We start from the raw sequence: 17,761 nt of genomic DNA, 5'->3' as shown, positions 1-17,761 counted from the left end.
TCTAAGTTAAAACCACTCTGTTCTAGTGATCGTCCGTTCAATTTCAGGAAAAGAATCGATAAACGCCAGAACGCGCTGCAGTTCTTTTTCTGTTTGAACGCGAGAGGAAGAAACAGCGGCGATTCCGAAGCTGGTCCTTTGCCATGTGTCCTGATAGCCAATCTCCGAAATCGAAACATTGAACTTGTTTTGAACCCTGGTTAAAATCCGCTTCAGAACGGCACGCTTTTCTTTTAGCGATCCTGCATCATAAATGATGCATTCACACTCCGCAAATCCGATCACGTTCTTTCAATTTCTTGCATGACAAACGCTTCAAGGATGTCACCTTCACGAATGTCATTGTATTTCTTAATTGTAATACCACATTCATAGCCTTGTGAAACTTCTTTCACATCGTCTTTAAAGCGTTTCAGAACGTCTACTTCGCCTTCGAAGATGACGACGCCGTCACGAATTAAACGGAGGCCGCTGTCGCGCGTAATGGTTCCTTCAGTAACATATCCGCCGGCAATTGTACCGATTTTAGATACTTTGAATGTTTGGCGTACCTCTACTTGACCAATTACTTTTTCTTCATATTCAGGATCAAGCATACCTTTCATGGCAGCTTCAATCTCATCGATTACTTTGTAAATGATACGGTGAAGTCGAATATCTACATTTTCAGCTTCAGCCGTACTCTTAGCATTTCCGTCCGGTCTCACATTAAACCCAATAACAATTGCATTGGAAGCAGATGCCAAGATAATGTCAGATTCGGTAATTGCACCAACGCCTGTATGGATGATTTTCACTTTAACGCCTTCTACTTCAATTTTTTGAAGTGCGGCTGTTAAAGCTTCAGCAGATCCTTGAACGTCAGCTTTTACGATGATGTTGATGTCTTTTACATCACCTTGTTTAATTTGCTCGAATAAGTCATCAAGACTAAGCTTCGCTTTATCGCTGCGCTGCTCTTCAAGCTGTTTCGAAGCACGGGCTTCCCCGACAGAACGAGCTGTTTTTTCATCTTTAAAGACAAGGAATTGGTCTCCCGCTTGAGGGACATCATTCAAACCGGTAATTTCAACCGGAGTTGACGGGCCGGCAGTTTTCACACGGCGTCCAATGTCGTTAACCATTGCACGGACACGGCCAAATGTGTTGCCGACTACGATCGGATCACCGACATGCAGTGTTCCAGTCTGTACGAGCAATGTCGCAACTGACCCTCTGCCTTTATCGAGTTCTGCTTCAATAACCGTTCCTTTTGCCTGGCGGTTCGGATTCGCTTTCAGTTCTTCTACTTCACTGACAAGCAAAATCATTTCAACGAGTTCATCAATGCCTTTTCCAGTTAAAGCGGAAAGCGGAACAAAAATGGTTTCTCCACCCCAAGCTTCAGGGACAAGACCGTATTCCGTCAGTTCTTGCATCACACGGTCAGGATTTGCGGATTCTTTATCAATTTTATTCACAGCAACGATAATAGGAACCTCAGCTGCTTTTGCATGGTTGATCGCTTCTACTGTTTGCGGCATTACACCGTCATCGGCAGCAACAACGAGAATTGTAATATCAGTTACTTCTGCACCGCGTGCACGCATCGTTGTAAATGCGGCGTGGCCCGGAGTATCCAAGAACGTAATTTTCTTGCCGTTCTCTTCAATTTGGTAAGCACCAATATGCTGAGTGATTCCGCCTGCTTCTCCTTCAACAACCTTCGTTTTACGAATGCTGTCAAGAAGCGTCGTTTTCCCGTGGTCAACGTGACCCATGATCGTAACGACAGGAGGACGAATTTCAAGATCCTCTTCATTATCAGGCTCTTCGTATTTTTCCAGCTCTGTTTCTTCAAGCACAATAACTTCTTCTGTTTCAACACCATATTCTGATGCAATGAGTTCAATTGTGTCTTTATCAAGCTCTTGGTTAATGGTTGCCATTACGCCAAGAAGCATCAGCTTTTTAATGAGTTCTGAAGGCTCTTTGCCAAGCTCTTCAGCCAGTGCGCCGACTGTTAATGTTCCAGAGAATGTAATTTTCTCAGGAAGCTCTTTTTTCGGCTTTACAGGCTTTTGCTGATGTTGGTTTTTATTGTTGTGGTTGCGTTTATTTTTTTTGTTGTTGTTATTCTTCTTGTTTTTGTTAAATTGATTATTCTGCACGTCATTCTTCTTTCCGTCTCGAATTTTATTTGGTTGATTTCCAGCTGATTGCTGATTGATCCCTTGCGGCTGTTTGTTTTTGTTCGTTTCTGCTGGCTTTTGAGATTTAGCGGCTGCGCCGCCTTTTTTATATTTGGCATCAAGCTGTTTAATGGCCTTTTCCTCAAGCATGGCCATGTGATTATTCACTTCTAAATCCATGTTTTTCAGTGCGGTCAAAATTTCCTTACTTGAAACATTTAACGCTTTTGCATATTCGTATACTCTCATTTTAGCCATTCGTTCACCCCCAAAAATATTAATCGAGCAAGCTGATCAGCTTATTCGCAAAACCTTGGTCAGTGACGGCGACAACGACACGGGCTTCTTTACCGATAGAGCGTCCAAGAACCGCGCGACTCTCGACTTTTTTATAAGGGACTTTATAATAATTGCACTTGTCGGTTACTTTTTTCGCTGTGTTAGATGATGCATCCTCTGTAAGCAGGACAAGCTTTGCACGCGCATTCCTGATTTCTTTTATTACCAAGTCTTCGCCTGACACGACCTTACGAGCTCGATTGGCCAGACCCAGCAAGGGAAACCATTCCATTCCAGACATTTTATTTTTTCACCTTTTCCGCCAGTTCCAGCAATTCTTCGAAAATCTGGTCATCGATTTGTGATTGAAATTGATTTTGCAAAGTGTTTTTCTTTTTTGCTGTTAAGATGCACTCTTTATCCAGCGTTAAATAAGCACCCCGCCCGTTCTTTTTTCCGGTCGGGTCTACTGAGACTTCGCCTTCTTTCGAACGTACAACTCGGATCAGTTCCTTTTTAGGCTTCATTTCACCAGTCACTACACATTTGCGTAACGGGATCTTTTTGTGTTTATTCACCTAAGGTCACCTCTTATTCATCCGATTCAGCAGTTTCAGGCTCCGTAAAGAGCGGCTCATCGTCTTCTTCTTCAAGTTCTCTCGGATAGATTCCAAGTTCTCTTGCGTCCGTTTCGCTCTTAATATCAATCTTCCAGCCTGTCAGTTTAGCAGCTAAGCGTGCGTTTTGTCCTCTTTTGCCAATCGCCAGAGACAGCTGGTAATCAGGAACAATAACAGTTGTCGCTTTTTCTTCTTCATTAACGATGACATCCAGCACTTTCGAAGGGCTGAGCGCATTCGCGACAAATTCTACAGGATCACTGGACCAGTTGACAATGTCAATTTTTTCGCCTTTTAATTCATTGACGATCGCCTGAACACGCTGGCCTTTAGGACCTACGCATGAGCCAACAGGATCCACGTCAGGATCGTCTGTGCGAACAGAAATTTTTGAACGGTCGCCAGCTTCTCTGGCAACAGATTTCAGCTCGACAGTTCCATCATAAATCTCAGGCACTTCGATTTCAAACAAACGCTTTAACAGGCCTGGATGTGTTCTTGACACATAAATCTGCGGGCCCTTCGTCGTTTTTTCTACTTTTGTGATATATACCTTAATGCGATCATGAGGCTTGTAGCTTTCATTCGGCATTTGCTCATTAACCGGCAGCAAGGCTTCAATTTTGCCTAAAGACACGTAGATAAACTTATTGTCTAGGCGCTGAACGATACCTGTCATGATGTCTTCTTCACGGTCGATAAATTCAGAATATATCACACCGCGCTCAGCTTCGCGCACACGCTGTGTGACGACCTGCTTCGCTGTTTGAGCAGCTATGCGCCCGAAATCCTTAGGCGTTACTTCGATTTCAACGACATCGCCGACCATATATTCCGGATGGATGCCCTGCGCCTCTTCAATAGAGATCTCCAGCCTTTGGTCGTAAACTTCGTCAACGACATCTTTTCTTGCAAATACACGGATGGAGCCTGTTTCACGGTTTAAATCCACCCGTACATTTTGCGCTTGATTAAAATTCCGCTTATAAGCAGAAATTAACGCAGCTTCGATTGCTTCAATGATAATTTCTTTGCTGATGCCTTTTTCTTTTTCAAGAATCGTGAGAGCATCTAATAATTCACTGCTCATTTAACGGTCTCCCCCCTTAAAACATTTGTATTCATTAGAATGTAACAGCTAATCTTGCATTAGCTATCTTTTCATACGGAATATTGATCCGTTTCTTTCTTGTTTTGATCGTGATCTCAACTGTCACTGTTTGTCCATCAAATTCAGCCAGCTCACCTTCAAACACTTTTACGCCCTCAATAGGCTCATAAGTTTTAATATACACATTTTTTCCAAGTGATTTTTCGAAATCGGCTTTTTTCTTTAGCGGACGCTCAGCTCCCGGAGATGAGACTTCAAGAAAGTAATTTTGGCTGATTGGATCTGCCTCATCAAGCTTTTCGCTTAAAGCTTCGCTTACTTTGGCACATTCCTCAATATCCACACCGTCATCGGAATCAATAAACACGCGAAGGAACCAGCTTTGACCCTCTTTGACAAATTCAATGTCAACGAGTTCCAACTGAAGGCTGTCTACGATTGGCTGAGCCATTTCTTGAACGGTGTCAGTCACTTTTTTGCTCATGTTCTTCCTCCTTGTGCTGTCGATATCATATTCGTCTCGTCACTCTGCATAAAAACCCTGCTTCAAGAGAGCAGGGGCTAAAAAGTAAACGATGAACATGTCGAGACAAAATTCTCTTGTTCAATACAAAAGAGCGGGTTTCCCCACTCTTTGCCTCGGTAATCGTTAGCATTTCCAATAAAACTATACCATAACCATATTTTTATTGCAAATGGATATACGCTACTTTCATACCTAAGCAAATGACAGAAACTCTAATGTTACGATGGCACTTTTTGCGGTTATATATGCATAGAAGCAGAATTTCGAGAGAAATTCTGCTTCTATGTTAGAACAATGACAATTGGTTTTGATCAGGCAGTGATTCGAGACAGCCATGACGATCTAAATACTCTAGAATCGTTTTTGACACTTTCCCTCTCTTTTGCAAATCTTCTTTTGAGAGGAATTCGCCTTCTTCACGAGCCTTTACAATGTTCAGAGCGGCGTTCGTCCCTAATCCAGGAATGGAGTTAAACGGCGGGATAAGACTGTTGCCGTCAATAATAAACTCTGTAGCGCTGGAGCGATATAAATCGACTTTTTGGAATGAATAGCCTCTCTCACACATTTCAAGCGCTAATTCTAAAACAGTCAGAAGGTTTTTTTCCTTCGGTGAAGCATCAAGTCCTTTAGAGTTAATATCCTCCATTACCGCCTTGATTGCTGTAGAGCCCTTGATCATTGTATCGATATCAAAGTCGTCTGCACGAACGGTAAAATAAGCCGCATAATACAGAAGCGCATGATGTACTTTAAAGTAAGCAATGCGGACTGCCATTAATACATAAGCTGCGGCGTGGGCTTTCGGGAACATGTATTTAATCTTTTTACAAGAATCAATATACCAGTCTGGGACATTGTTATTTTTCATTTCTTCTTCCCATTCAGGCGTTAATCCTTTTCCTTTACGCACAAATTCCATGATTTTAAAGGCAAGGGACGGCTCAAGGCCTTGATAGATTAAATAAACCATAATGTCGTCACGGCAGCCGATAACCTCACTCAGCTCACAAATATTATTGTGGATGAGCTCTTGCGCATTGCCGAGCCATACATCAGTTCCGTGAGACAAGCCTGAAATCTGAACGAGCTCGGAAAAAGTTGTCGGCTTTGTATCTTCAAGCATCTGACGGACAAATCGTGTTCCGAATTCAGGGATTCCAAGAGTTCCTGTTTTACAGCCGATCTGTTCTTCTGTAACACCGAGTGATTCGGTTCCCTGGAAAATCTTCATCACTTCTGGATCATCGGTTGGAATTGTTTTCGGATCAATGCCGCTTAAGTCTTGAAGCATCCGAATGACGGTCGGGTCATCGTGTCCGAGAATATCCAGTTTTAACAGGTTGTCATGGATGGAGTGGAAATCAAAATGAGTCGTTTTCCACTCTGAACCTGTGGCATCTGCCGGGAACTGAATCGGTGAAAAATCATAGATATCCATATAATCCGGAACTACGATAATACCCCCAGGGTGCTGTCCAGTTGTACGTTTTACACCTGTACATCCCTGTACGAGCCGATCTACTTCGGCCCCGCGCATGTGGAGGTTATTGTCTCCGGCATAGCCTTTTACATAACCGTAGGCTGTTTTTTCTGCAACTGTGCCTATTGTTCCTGCTCGATATACATTGTCTTCTCCGAACAATACTTTTGTGTAATTGTGTGCGTGCGGTTGATATTCCCCTGAGAAGTTCAAATCGATATCAGGTACTTTGTCCCCTTTAAATCCTAAGAACGTTTCAAACGGAATATCATGGCCATCTTTTTTCAAAGGTGTTCCGCAATGAGGACACATCTTGTCGGGCAAGTCAAAACCGGAACCGACAGAACCGTCATTAAAGAACTCAGAATGCTGGCACTCAGAGCAGACATAGTGTGGCGGCAGCGGGTTGACCTCAGTAATCTCAGTAAGCGTCGCAACTAATGAAGATCCTACGGAACCACGGGAACCTACGAGATACCCGTCATCTAGTGAACGTTTTACAAGTTTGTGAGAGATCAAGTAAATAACAGCGAAGCCGTGGCCAATGATACTCTTTAATTCTTTTTCAATCCGCGCTTCGACAATTTCAGGCAGCTGTTCGCCGTAAATGCTTCTTGCACGCTGATAGCTCATTTCTCTGATTTCTTCATCGGCGCCTTCGATTTTCGGTGTATACAAATCATCTTTAATCGGCTTGATGTCATCGATTAAAGAAGCAACCTTTTGGGTATTGGTAACAACAATTTCCTTCGCTTTTTCTTCGCCTAAAAAAGAAAATGCTTCAAGCATTTCGTCTGTCGTTCTGAAATGCACTTTCGGCAGTTCATGTCTGTTCAGCGGATTGGCCCCGCCTTGAGAGGATATTAAAATCTTTCTGTAAATTTTATCCTCATCATTCAAGTAATGAACATTTCCCGTAGCAACAACCGGTTTATTTAGCTTTTCACCCAATTTCGTGATATTCGCAATAATTTCTTTCAGCGATTTTTCATCGCGGACCAGTTCAAGCTCTAGCAAGTGACGGTACACTTCAGGCGGCTGAACCTCAAGATAATCATAGAATGCTGCGACATCTTCAACCTCTTCAGGCGATTTTTGCATCATCCCTTCAAAAACCTCTCCCCTGTCACAGGCTGAACCGATCAGAAGCCCTTCTCTGTATTTCTCAAGCTGAGATCTCGGGATACGAGGCACTCTGTAAAAATAATGAATATGAGAAAGTGACACAAGCTTAAATAAATTTTTAAGCCCCGTGCTGTTCACAGCGAGTAATGTTGCATGATACGGTCTAGATCTTTGATAAGCGTTGGACTGACCCATATTTTCATTCAGCTCATCATGGTACTGAATGCCTTTTTCAGCTGCGTCCTTCAGCATTTTCAGAAGCAAATAAGCAGTCGCTTCAGTATCATAGATCGCACGGTGATGCTGTGTGAGTTCGATATCAAACTTTTTACAAAGTGTGTTCAAACGGTGGTTCTTAAATTCCGGATAGAGAAAACGGCCAAGCTCAAGTGTATCAATGACTGGGTTTTTAGCTTTTTCAACTTCAAGAAGCTTTTTATAAGCTACGTTTAAGAATCCCATATCAAAGCTCGCATTATGAGCGACAAGGATATCATCGCCAATCCATTCTCTAAAATCTCTTATCACATCTACGACATCCGGAGCGTCGCGAAGCATATCATCGGTGATGCCAGTCAGCTCTATGATTGTTGCTGAAAGCGGACGATGCGGGTTCGCAAACGCCTCAAATTTATCAATAATTTCTCCGCCTTTTACTTTTACTGCAGCCAGCTCAATAATGGTATCGTATACAGCAGACAGTCCCGTCGTCTCGACGTCAAAAACAACATATGTTTCTTCCTCAAGCAGACGGTGTGCAGCGTTATAAGCAATTGGCACGCCATCATCAACGAGATTCGCTTCCATCCCATAAATCATTTTAATTCCATGCTTTTTGGCGGCAGAATACGCATCAGGGAAAGATTGAACAACAGCATGGTCCGTCAAAGCGATGGCCTCATGCCCCCATTTTTTCGCCTGTTCGACAAGCTTTCCAATACCCGTAACAGCATCCATTTGGCTCATTGGGGAATGCAAATGCAATTCCACTCTTTTTTCTCCTTCAGGAGCTGAATCTTCCCGGGTTTTTGCTTTTATTTCGTTTACGTCATTTGCGATCATGACGAGATCTCTGACGAAAGTGTCGTTTTGAATGCTTCCGCGTGCTTTTACCCACATTCCTTTTTTCAGAGACTTCATTAGTGCCGCATCTTCTTTTTCACGTGCAAACATTTTGATTAAAATACTATTTGTGTAGTCTGTAATTTTGAAGATACACAGCGTACGCCCGCTTTTCAGCTCGCGGGTCTCCACATCAAACACGTAACCTTGGACTGTAATTCTCCGTTCTTCGTCCATGATGCTGTCAAGCGTCCGGATTTCTTCGTTATCTTTAATTTGATAACCGATGACAAGAGGCCCAGATGGCACTTGATCTTCATCACTTTCTTTATCTTTCTTCTCCATTTCAATCAGCGCTTGCATGGCCCGCTCTTGGTCTTCTGCAAGCTTTTGCTCCCGAAACTTTTGAACTTCTTGCTCGGATACAAATATTTCGGCATCAAGCTGAAGGTCTGGGAAACCAAATTGACGGTAGCCAGCTTGAATCATGGAACTGTATTTGTTCTTAAGAGCAGCCGCTTCTGTGTCTGTTTTTGTTTTGACAATCAGTTTATTGCCCTTCAGTTTCGGTTTTTGCTGGTTTAAGAGACTGATAATCGGCGGCGAAATGCCTTGCAATTCTTCAATGCATCGTGACCAGTAGTCTTGAACGATACTTTCACTGACCTCGGCATCCTGCACTTCAATTGAAGATGTCACTTTTGCTATGTGGGCAAACGATTGCGTCAGCCTCGTTGTTAATGTGTCATATATTTGAAAAGGCAGCAAAGATTTAAATTGAAAATGAAAATGCCAAGACTTAGAAGCTTTGTGTATTGTCAGCTTTTTAATCTCGCCATCTTCAAAATATGTCATGAAGGTATCATCTGTCATATTAATCTGCTGCAGAAGAATTTGAAACTGCCTTCTGTTTACTGATAACTGTTCCATTAAGACAGTATCCCTCCCTAAAAACATCATAAGTGAAGGTACCTCAGGCAATGAGGTACCTTCTATTATTTCTATTTTAACATGTTTTTTGCTAAATCGTTATGGTGATTACTGCTTGCTGATAAAAGTAGATAATTCATCTACTGAAACCTCAGTTGACTCACCCGTTTGACGGATTTTCACTTCGACAATTCCTTCGTCCGCACGTTTTCCGACAGTGATGCGGATTGGAAGGCCGATTAGATCTGAATCAGCGAATTTTACGCCTGCGCGTTCAGCACGATCGTCATAGAGCACTTCATAGCCCTCTGCTTTTAAATTGGCATACAGCTTTTCAGCAAGCTCTCTTTGCGAATCGTTTTTCATGTTCAAAGCAAGAATATGAAGATCGTACGGTGCAACGCTTTTTGGCCATATTAATCCTTTTTCGTCGTGATGCTGTTCAGCAATAGCAGAAAGCGTTCTTGACACACCTACTCCGTAACAGCCCATCAGCATTGGCTGCGCGCGTCCGTTTTCGTCTAAGTATGTCGCATTCATCGCTTCTGAATAGCGTGTTCCGAGCTTAAAGACTTGTCCGACCTCGATTCCTTCCGCGAAACGGATCGTGCCTTTACCGTCTGGTGAAGGGTCGCCTTCTTTAATAAAACGAAGATCTGCAAATTCTTTAATTTGCGCGTCACGGTTCACGTTGACATTTTTATAATGATGATCTTCTTCATTCGCACCGGCAACAGCATTGACCATTGCTTTCACAGCATGATCGGCATATACTTCAACATCTTGATTGACACCGACAGGGCCGACAAAGCCTGGCTCTGTTCCGAGCTGCTGAATGACCTCTTCATGTGTGGCAAGCTCCACTACTTCTGCATGAAGCAAGTTTTTCACTTTAATATCGTTGACTTCATGGTCGCCTCTTACAAGCACTAAGACAAAACGGTCATCTGCTTTAAACAAAACCGATTTAATGCAGGTTTCAGCGGAAACCTGTAAAAACGCAGTCAGTTCTTCAATTGTTTTTACGTTAGGCGTGTGGACTTTCTCTAAAGCTTTAGGCTCTTCATCAGAAGGGACTTCTTGATAAAGAACTTCAGCCATTTCGATATTAGCCGCATATTGTGATTCATCAGAATACGCAATTGTATCCTCACCAATTGCAGAAAGTGCCATAAACTCGTGCGTATCCTTTCCTCCCATTGCGCCTGAATCGGCGATGACAGGTCTTACATTAATGCCGCAGCGGGCAAAAATATTAGAATAGGCCTCGTACATTTTTTGATACGTTTCATCGAGGCTCTCTTCAGATGCATGGAAAGAATACGCATCCTTCATAATAAATTCGCGCCCTCTTAACAAACCGAAGCGAGGACGTTTTTCATCTCTGAACTTAGACTGGATTTGATACAGAGTCAGAGGGAGACGCTTATAAGATTTAACTTCATCGCGAACAAGTGAAGTGATGACTTCTTCATGCGTTGCCCCTAAAGCAAATTCACGGCCATGACGGTCTTTTAGTCTCATCAGTTCAGGACCATACGTATACCATCTGCCTGATTCCTGCCATGTCTCAGCCTGCTGCAATGCGGGCATAAGCATTTCTACGGCATCTATTTTCTCCATTTCTTCACGAACAATCTGCTGAATGTTTTGAATCACCTTATACGCAAGAGGCATATAGCTGTATACCCCGCTCGTATTCTGTCTGATAAATCCTGCTCTCAGAAGAAGCTGATGACTTTTTGCTTCGGCATCAGCTGGAACTTCACGGAGCGTAGGAATAAGCGTCAAGCTTTGTCTCATTTCTTCGCACCTCTGATTGATTTACTTTTCGTTTACAAGAACAGCCGCTGGATATCGTTCCATGTGACGACCAGCATAAGAAGCATTAAGAAAGCTACCCCGATAAACACAACAAATGCTTCTTTTTCCCTGTTAATCGGTTTGCCCCGAATCGCTTCAATAAATAGAAATAGCAGTCTTCCTCCGTCAAGTGCCGGAATTGGAAGCAGGTTGACAATCCCAAGGTTAATGCTTAGAAACGCAGCAAACTGGAATAAGTTCACTAACCCTGTTTTCGCCACTTGGTCTGTCATGTCATATATGCCGACAGGACCTGACAGCATATCAAGTTTAAATTGGCCTGTTACTAATTTGCTTAAGTTGGTTAAAATCGCTTTGGTGACATCAACTGTTGATGTCGCGCCGTAAGCAACTGCTGAGAGAACACCTTTTTCAGTCGGCGCATAGGAACCGAAACGTCCGATTGTTTTTTTGTTCTCATCTTTCACAGCTTCCGGAGTCACTGCAATATGAAGCGTTTTGTTATCTCTTTTTACCGCAACATCCATTTCTTTTTCCGGATTTTCTTTTACAGCGGAGACAATGTCAGTCCAAGACCTCATTTTCTCTCCGTTAATGCTTTGGATATAATCCCCTTCTTTTAGCCCTGCTTCGGCCGCCCGTCCATTGTCTGTCAGCTGCCCGAGCATAGGCTCATTAGACGGTACACCTTGAATCAGCCCAAGCATCACTAAAATGACGTAAGCTAAAATAAAGTTCATAATCGGCCCTGCAGCAATCGCTTTAATCCGCTGCCACACTGGTTTGGAACCAAATTGGCGATTATACGGCGCAATCTGCACTTCTTCTCCGTCTACAATGAAAAAGGATGTTTCGCTGACAGTAAAGCTGGAAAGCTCATCCTCTTTCCCCTGTTCATAGCCGGTGATCTTCATGTCATGCTCTAAATCCGCTGTTTCCACTTCGATGACTAAAGCATCCGGGTATTTTTCCTTTTGATTAATGATGACTTTCTCAACTTGATCTTCTTTATTAAACAGAAGCCCAACCGTGTAACCAGGTTTCACCTCAATCATTTCCGGATCTTCGCCGGCCATACGGACAAATCCGCCGACTGGAAGGAGCCTGATCGTATAAACTGTTTCATTTTTTTTGAAAGAAAAAATCTTTGGACCGAATCCGATCGCAAATTCACGGCAGAGAATTCCCGCTCTTTGGGCTAGCAATAAATGGCCCAGTTCATGGAAGAAAACGAGCGTTCCAAAAATAATGATAAACGCTATAACTGTATTCACGAACATACCACCTTATGTGAGTATTGAATTGACGTATCCCCGGGTATCTTTGTCCACTTCTTGAATGTCCGCCAGGCTCGGTTTTTTCATTAACTGATGGCGAGATAATGCCTTTTCGATACAGTCTTCAATAGCCAAAAACGGTATCTTGCCGGCTAAAAAGGCAGCGACAGCTACTTCATTTGCCGCATTTAGCACTGTCGGCATTGTTCCTCCTATTTTACCTGATTCAAAAGCAAATTGTAAGCATCGGAACCTGTCAAAATCAGCTTTCTCAAAATGGAGGCTGCCGATTTCCCATAATTCAAGCCTTTTCGCATCAGGTAATGGCAACCGGTCAGGGTAAGTGAGCGCATATTGAATTGGAACCCTCATATCCGGAGTTCCGAGCTGTGCGATCACACTTTTGTCATGAAACTCAACCATTGAATGGATGATGCTCTCCTTATGTAAAACCACATCAATTTGTTCATATGGTATATCGAAAAGCCAATGCGCCTCGATCACCTCTAACCCCTTATTCATCATTGTAGCCGAATCAATCGTAATTTTTGCACCCATTGACCAATTTGGATGTTTTAATGCGTCCTCAACCGTTACTGATTCGAGCTCCTCCCGCGTCTTGTCTCGAAAACTTCCGCCGGATGCCGTAATGATGAGGCGTTCAATGTTTTTAGCCTGTTCGCCTTGTAGCGCTTGAAAAATGGCCGAATGCTCACTGTCAACAGGCAGCAGCGGAACATCGTATTTCTTAGCGTGTTCTTTTACTATATGCCCTGCAGTGACAAGAGTTTCCTTATTTGCAAGCGCGATTGTTTTTTTCTGTTCAATTGCCTTTAACGTCGGGATGAGACCGACACTTCCAAGCAAGGCGTTGACAACGATGTCAACCTCCTCCATCACTGCTGCTTCTATCAGTCCCTCTTCTCCCAGCCCAATTTGGCATTCAAAAGAAAAAGACATTTGTTTTAATTTATGATATGTATCCAGATCACCGACAGAGACAAACCTCGGCTGAAAGGCCTCTATCATTGGAACGGCCTTATCAATATTTCTGCCAAACGACATAGATACCAGCTGAAATTGATCTTGATGTGTACGAAGTACGTCAAGTGTCTGTTCGCCGATTGATCCTGTTGCTCCTAAAAGACAAATATTTTTCAAAGTTGCCACTACTCCTATTCTTTTTGCTGCATGATCAGTCTTATATTCATATTAGACTTTTTTATGAAAAAAGGGCAAGCAGAAAGTACAAGAAAGGCATGACAAACAAGAAACTGTCAAAACGGTCTAAGATACCGCCATGCCCGGGAAGAATCTTCCCAGAATCCTTTACATCGTAATGTCTTTTTAAGGCGGATTCCACTAAATCTCCAAGTTGTCCGAAAACAGACAAAAACAGCGTGATCAACAGCAGATAGATATACGGGACCGGAAGATGTGCAACAAGCTGAAAAATCGTCGCCAATACAAGCGCGATAACAATTCCACCTACAAATCCTTCCACTGTTTTATTCGGACTGATTTCAGGCCACAGTTTTCGCTTACCAAGCGCTTTCCCGACAAAATATGCACCGGAATCAGTGGACCAAATCACAACACACGCGTAAAAAATGTATGTTAATCCGTATTGGTCAATATTTCTGATTTCTATAAAATAATGAAAACACATTCCGATGTAAATTGCTGCCAGCGTAATAAAACCGACTTCATCAAAAGTAAAGGTGTTTTTCACCAACACTGTGTAAGTCAGCAAAAGCAGTACCGCAAACAAAGCGATTTCCATTTTTGAAATACCGTTCGCTTCAAAAAACGAATACTGGCTTGGCAATAAGAACATCCACAATAATAAAAGACCGATCAAACCCGGCAGTGAAACCAGCTTCAGCTTTTTCATCCGTAAAAGTTCAAAAAGCGCCACACTGCCCATAGCATAAATTAATATGGTGAACGGCAATTTCCCGACAATAACCAAAAATAAAAATACAATTGCTGCCAGAACACCTGTCAAAATTCTTTGTTTCATGTCCACCATCCTCTAAATTCCGCCAAACCTCCGGCCTCTCTGCTGATATTCTCCTAAAGCCTGTAAGAAGTGATCTTCTTTAAAGTCAGGCCACAAGACGTCAGTAAAGACAAATTCACTGTAGGCAACCTGCCATAGCATAAAATTGCTCAGTCTAATCTCGCCGCTCGTTCGAATTAAAAGTTCAGGATCCTGCAAAGATTCAGTCATTAAATAATTAGAAAAAAGCGATTCATCAATGTCTTCAATATTCAAAGAGCCATCCTTCACTTTTTCCGCGAGTGTTTTTGCAGCAGCGACAATTTCAGTACGGCCTCCATAATTAAGAGCAAAATTAAGAATCATTCCGTCGTTTTGTGCCGTATCCTGTACTGCCTTTTCAATCGCACGTAATGTGTGTGCCGGCAAAGCCGTTTCATCTCCAATGATCCGAACCTGTACATTTTCCTCAACAAGCTCTGGAAGATACGTATTCAAAAATTCTTCCGGAAGCTTCATTAAAAAATCGACTTCCATTTTCGGTCTCTTCCAGTTTTCTGTTGAAAATGCATACAATGTCAGTACTTTTACACCTAATTCGTTTGCAAGCTTCGTTGTCCTTTTTACCACCTTCATCCCTTCATGGTGGCCTGCAATTCGGGGAAGAGAGCGTTTTTTAGCCCAACGGCCATTTCCATCCATGATAATGGCGATGTGTTCGGGAATTTCTCCCTTAAGTATGTCTTCTTTTGTATAACGTTCTAAGTTGGAAGCCGCAGTTTGCTGATTCTTCCAATTTTTGAGTATGTTGAGCATGAGATTCCTCCGTCACCCAAAAAGGTTGCATTCCCTGCTGATAATCAATGTAATCAACAGTATTAACAAAAAAACCCCCTGTAAACATGAGAGGGTCTTTTCACTATTATCTATTGTACATAGTTTTTCATTAAACTTCCATGATTTCTTTTTCTTTGTCTTTTGTGACACTGTCAATTTTTGACACATATTCATCTGTCAGTTTTTGAACGTCTTCAGTTGAAGCACGCAGTTCATCCTCAGTAATGTCTCCGTTTTTCTCAAGTTTTTTAAGATCATCGTTAGCATCACGGCGAACGTTACGGACAGCTACTTTCGCGTCTTCAGCATATTTTTTTACAACTTTCACTAATTCTTTCCGTCTTTCTTCCGTTAACGCCGGAATCGCAATTCGAATCATATTGCCGTCACTTGTTGGCGTAATACCTAAATCAGCTTTTAAAATCGCTTTTTCGATATCGCCGATTGCTGATTTGTCGTATGGCGTTACAACGAGCATACGAGCTTCAGGCACGTTAATAGAAGACAGCTGATTTAAAGGTGTCTGTGCTCCGTAATATTCAACCGTTACTTTATCTAATAGAGATGGATTTGCACGCCCTGCGCGTACAGTAGCCAATTCACGTTGATAAGCAGCAATTGCTTTTTCCATTTTTTCTTTTGTTTGAGTTAATACTTCTTTTGACACGTTATTTCCCCCTCACGATCGTTCCGATTGATTCACCGATAACGGCACGTTTGATGTTTCCTTCTTCCATAATAGAAAAGACGATAAGCGGAATGTCATTATCCATGCATAAAGATGATGCTGTTGAATCCATGACTTCCAGACCGTCTTTAAGAACGTCAAGATAAGAAAGTGATTCATACTTAACAGCTGATTCATCTTTTCTAGGATCAGCATTATACACACCGTCAACATTATTTTTAGCCATTAAAATAACGTCTGCTTCAATTTCAGCAGCCCGCAGTGCAGCTGTCGTATCAGTTGAGAAATATGGGTTTCCTGTACCCGCAGCGAAAATAACGACACGTTTTTTCTCTAAGTGGCGTATCGCTTTTCTTCTTATGTACGGTTCAGCAACTTGTCTCATTTCAATGGATGTTTGCACTCTGGACTGGATTCCGAGTGTTTCCAAGCTGTCTTGAAGAGCAAGCGAATTCATAACTGTCGCCAGCATTCCCATATAGTCAGCAGTTGCACGGTCCATGCCCAGGTCACTTCCTGTTTTTCCGCGCCATAAGTTGCCGCCGCCTACTACAACAGCCACTTCGACTTCAAGCTCAGCGATTTCTTTCACTTGCTTTGCAATGGATTGAATGACAGTTGGGTTAATTCCGTTTCCCTGTTCTCCTGCCAATGCTTCCCCGCTAAGCTTTAATACGATACGTTTGTATTTTGGTTTTTCCATGATAACCTCCAAGTGTAAACATTGCCGTTTTCTATTATGCAAGAGAAAAAAAGGTTTGTAAATATAGTTTTAAAAATAGGGAACACAAAGTGTGTCCCCTATACTGCCTGAAAAGACGCGACTTGGCCGCGAAATCTTTTCGCCATTATTTTTTCACTTGGTTCATTACTTCTTCAGCAAAGTTTTCTTGACGTTTTTCGATGCCTTCTCCAACTTCATAGCGTACATAAGTTTGAACAGTTGCGTTTTTCGCTGCAACCACTTGTTTCACTTTTTCATCTGGGTTTTTAACGAACGCTTGGTCTAAAAGACAAATTTCTTCGAAGAATTTGTTCAGACGGCCTTCAACCATTTTCGCTACGATGTTTTCAGGTTTACCTTCTTGAAGGGCTTGCTGAGTTAAGATTTGACGCTCATGATTTCTTTCTTCTTCAGATACTTGATCACGAGAAATGTAACGAGGGTTAACCGCAGCAACGTGCATTGCGATATCTTTCGCAGTTTCTTCGTCAGTTGTACCGTTTAGAACAGTTAATACGCCGATGCGGCCGCCCATGTGAAGGTAAGCACCGAATGCAGAGCTGTCGTCTTTTGTAAGAACTGTAAAGCGGCGAAGAGTGATTTTCTCACCAATTTTAGCAACTGCACTTGTGATGTACTCTTCAACAGTAGAGCCATTTTCCATTTTTTGACCCATAGCTTCTTCAACATCTGCTGGAGCATTTGCAAGAAGGTGGTCAGCTAAAGTGTTAAGAAGCTCTTTGAAGCCTTCGTTTTTCGCAACGAAGTCAGTTTCAGAGTTTACTTCTAAGATAACGCCTTTGTTGCCGTCAGTTTTAATAAGAGTAGAACCTTCTGCCGCGATACGGTCAGCTTTTTTCGCTGCTTTCGCAATCCCTTTTTCTCTTAAAAGGTCAATTGCTTTGTCCATATCTCCGTCAGTTTCAGTTAACGCTTTTTTACAATCCATCATGCCCGCGCCAGTTTTTTCACGCAGTTCTTTTACTTGCTGTGCAGTAATTGCCATTTGTATTCCTCCTTATATGTTAAAACAAGAGTATGTATATTACACATTTTTCTTGAAAAAAGGTGATAAAAGGCAGTCCCTCTTATCACCTTTTGA

General features: G+C 42.4%; 15 protein-coding genes. All 15 read right to left on the bottom strand.

All coding sequences use genetic code 11. The annotated features are described in order from the left end of the window. Nucleotides 1-6: 6 nt before the first annotated feature. Entirely contained in the window at nt 7-285 is a 279-nt protein-coding gene (locus GYO_RS31280; RefSeq protein ID WP_003220950.1) for a DUF503 domain-containing protein, read from the bottom strand. Next, entirely contained in the window at nt 282-2,429 is a 2,148-nt protein-coding gene (gene infB, locus GYO_RS31275; protein WP_041520956.1) for a translation initiation factor IF-2, read from the bottom strand. Before infB ends, GYO_RS31280 begins: the two co-directional genes overlap by 4 nt. A gap of 19 nt (nt 2,430-2,448) precedes the next feature. Beyond that, the gene (locus tag GYO_RS31270; RefSeq protein WP_003220946.1) at nt 2,449-2,751 is read right to left on the bottom strand and encodes a YlxQ family RNA-binding protein; all 303 of its coding nucleotides are present in this window, start codon (nt 2,749-2,751) and stop codon (nt 2,449-2,451) included. Nucleotide 2,752: 1 nt separating this feature from the next. Further along, nucleotides 2,753-3,028 (bottom strand): RNase P modulator RnpM, encoded by a 276-nt coding sequence (rnpM, locus tag GYO_RS31265; protein WP_003220944.1) that lies wholly within the window; start codon nt 3,026-3,028, stop codon nt 2,753-2,755. A gap of 13 nt (nt 3,029-3,041) precedes the next feature. Further along, complete coding sequence (nusA, locus tag GYO_RS31260) at nt 3,042-4,160, bottom strand: transcription termination factor NusA (RefSeq protein ID WP_003220941.1); 1,119 nt, start codon at nt 4,158-4,160, stop codon at nt 3,042-3,044. 34 nt (nt 4,161-4,194) lie between these two features. Then, entirely contained in the window at nt 4,195-4,665 is a 471-nt protein-coding gene (gene rimP, locus GYO_RS31255; RefSeq protein ID WP_003220940.1) for a ribosome maturation factor RimP, read from the bottom strand. A 328-nt stretch (nt 4,666-4,993) separates the two neighbouring features. Further along, entirely contained in the window at nt 4,994-9,307 is a 4,314-nt protein-coding gene (locus GYO_RS31250) for a PolC-type DNA polymerase III (RefSeq protein WP_041520955.1), read from the bottom strand. Between the two features lie 108 nt (nt 9,308-9,415). Further along, nucleotides 9,416-11,110 (bottom strand): proline--tRNA ligase, encoded by a 1,695-nt coding sequence (gene proS, locus GYO_RS31245; protein ID WP_014113813.1) that lies wholly within the window; start codon nt 11,108-11,110, stop codon nt 9,416-9,418. A 32-nt stretch (nt 11,111-11,142) separates the two neighbouring features. After that, entirely contained in the window at nt 11,143-12,411 is a 1,269-nt protein-coding gene (gene rseP, locus GYO_RS31240) for an RIP metalloprotease RseP (RefSeq protein ID WP_072182690.1), read from the bottom strand. A 6-nt stretch (nt 12,412-12,417) separates the two neighbouring features. After that, complete coding sequence (dxr, locus tag GYO_RS31235; RefSeq protein WP_014113811.1) at nt 12,418-13,569, bottom strand: 1-deoxy-D-xylulose-5-phosphate reductoisomerase; 1,152 nt, start codon at nt 13,567-13,569, stop codon at nt 12,418-12,420. A gap of 61 nt (nt 13,570-13,630) precedes the next feature. Continuing rightward, a complete protein-coding gene (gene cdsA / locus GYO_RS31230) occupies nt 13,631-14,440 on the bottom strand; it encodes a phosphatidate cytidylyltransferase (RefSeq protein WP_079287750.1) in 810 nt (269 codons plus the stop codon). A 3-nt stretch (nt 14,441-14,443) separates the two neighbouring features. Then, nucleotides 14,444-15,226, bottom strand: a complete 783-nt coding sequence (gene uppS / locus GYO_RS31225) for an undecaprenyl pyrophosphate synthase (RefSeq protein ID WP_014113809.1) — start codon at nt 15,224-15,226, stop codon at nt 14,444-14,446. A gap of 130 nt (nt 15,227-15,356) precedes the next feature. After that, a complete protein-coding gene (frr, locus tag GYO_RS31220; protein WP_003220926.1) occupies nt 15,357-15,914 on the bottom strand; it encodes a ribosome recycling factor in 558 nt (185 codons plus the stop codon). A gap of 1 nt (nt 15,915) precedes the next feature. Continuing rightward, the gene (gene pyrH / locus GYO_RS31215) at nt 15,916-16,638 is read right to left on the bottom strand and encodes a UMP kinase (RefSeq protein ID WP_003220923.1); all 723 of its coding nucleotides are present in this window, start codon (nt 16,636-16,638) and stop codon (nt 15,916-15,918) included. 145 nt (nt 16,639-16,783) lie between these two features. Further along, nucleotides 16,784-17,665 carry a translation elongation factor Ts gene (tsf, locus tag GYO_RS31210; RefSeq protein ID WP_014113808.1) on the bottom strand — a complete coding sequence of 294 codons (882 nt, stop codon included), beginning with the start codon at nt 17,663-17,665 and terminating at the stop codon, nt 16,784-16,786. Between the last annotated feature and the right edge of the window lie 96 nt (nt 17,666-17,761).

This window comes from Bacillus spizizenii TU-B-10 (assembly GCF_000227465.1).
Classification (GTDB): Bacteria; Bacillota; Bacilli; order Bacillales; family Bacillaceae; genus Bacillus; species Bacillus spizizenii.
The sequence above is the reverse complement of the archived record's forward strand: the minus strand, read 5'-3'. Positions and strand labels throughout refer to the sequence as shown.

What these genes read in the sequence shown, in the direction of transcription:
- infB (WP_041520956.1), bottom strand. Translation starts at nt 2,429, where the DNA reads ATGGCTAAAATGAGAGTATACGAATATGCAAAAGCGTTAAATGTTTCA.
- GYO_RS31270 (WP_003220946.1), bottom strand. Translation starts at nt 2,751, where the DNA reads ATGTCTGGAATGGAATGGTTTCCCTTGCTGGGTCTGGCCAATCGAGCT.
- nusA (WP_003220941.1), bottom strand. Translation starts at nt 4,160, where the DNA reads ATGAGCAGTGAATTATTAGATGCTCTCACGATTCTTGAAAAAGAAAAA.
- rimP (WP_003220940.1), bottom strand. Translation starts at nt 4,665, where the DNA reads ATGAGCAAAAAAGTGACTGACACCGTTCAAGAAATGGCTCAGCCAATC.
- GYO_RS31250 (WP_041520955.1), bottom strand. Translation starts at nt 9,307, where the DNA reads ATGGAACAGTTATCAGTAAACAGAAGGCAGTTTCAAATTCTTCTGCAG.
- proS (WP_014113813.1), bottom strand. Translation starts at nt 11,110, where the DNA reads ATGAGACAAAGCTTGACGCTTATTCCTACGCTCCGTGAAGTTCCAGCT.
- rseP (WP_072182690.1), bottom strand. Translation starts at nt 12,411, where the DNA reads ATGTTCGTGAATACAGTTATAGCGTTTATCATTATTTTTGGAACGCTC.
- cdsA (WP_079287750.1), bottom strand. Translation starts at nt 14,440, where the DNA reads ATGGTGGACATGAAACAAAGAATTTTGACAGGTGTTCTGGCAGCAATT.
- uppS (WP_014113809.1), bottom strand. Translation starts at nt 15,226, where the DNA reads ATGCTCAACATACTCAAAAATTGGAAGAATCAGCAAACTGCGGCTTCC.
- pyrH (WP_003220923.1), bottom strand. Translation starts at nt 16,638, where the DNA reads ATGGAAAAACCAAAATACAAACGTATCGTATTAAAGCTTAGCGGGGAA.
- tsf (WP_014113808.1), bottom strand. Translation starts at nt 17,665, where the DNA reads ATGGCAATTACTGCACAGCAAGTAAAAGAACTGCGTGAAAAAACTGGC.